Origin of the sequence: Nocardiopsis alkaliphila YIM 80379 (genome assembly GCF_000341005.1) — a bacterium.
GTDB classification, from domain to species: Bacteria; Actinomycetota; Actinomycetes; order Streptosporangiales; family Streptosporangiaceae; genus Nocardiopsis; species Nocardiopsis alkaliphila.
This window is the reverse complement of the sequence record NZ_ANBD01000045.1, coordinates 1-681: the sequence shown is the minus strand read 5'-3', so window position 1 is coordinate 681 and position 681 is coordinate 1. Positions and strand designations below refer to the sequence as shown.

The 681-nt window shown below is 69.8% G+C and carries 1 pseudogene; it reads right to left on the bottom strand.

Annotated elements, in window-relative coordinates:
• A pseudogene (locus D472_RS0106850) lies at positions 1–330 on the bottom strand (hypothetical protein); the annotation flags it as partial.
• Positions 331–681 lie beyond the last annotated feature (351 nt).

The window sequence follows — 681 nt, the reverse complement described above, 5'->3', positions numbered from 1 at the left end:
CACGTTCACCGGAACGTCACCATCGACCACCAGCTGGTTGCCGCCCAGGACCGAACCGTTGCCCGAGGTGTGCACCTCGTTGTGGTGGCCGACCACCTTGGCGTCGCTGTCGGTGCTGGAGGCGCCCGCGACGCCGGCCACGGCACCGATCGCGTTGCCGGTGACGTTGACCGGAACGTCGGCGTTCACGACGGCCTGGTTGCCGCCCAAGAGTGAACCGTTGCCGCTGGTGGCCACGTCACTGTCGGCGAAGGCCACGCCGCTGCCCAGGGCGACGAAACCGGCCGCCAGGAGCACGGACTTCGCTGAGGTGCCAGCCCACTTACGCATGTGGGGAGTCCTTTCGAGAGAACGAGTTGATGAGAAGGTGTCGTGCGGGGCCACAGGCCGTTCCACACCCCTGGATGGGATGTGGGCCTTCGGCCAAGGCCGGGGATCATCCGGTCGGCTCCGCACCTGGGCGGTGCGTCTTCGCCGGTCTGGGAGGCGCGGTCACGTCACGTCTACGCTGGCTGCGCACGAACGCCCGCTCCCCGTCGATCAGCTCCGTTCCGGTGGAACGAGGGCTGACGTGAACCCCGAGCACTGGGCCTTGGCCGGTGCTGCGGGACTCGCGTCAACCTCCGGGCCCGCGGGTCCGCGGGCCCGGAGAGCGATCAGGCCCCGGCCTTGCGGCGTCGG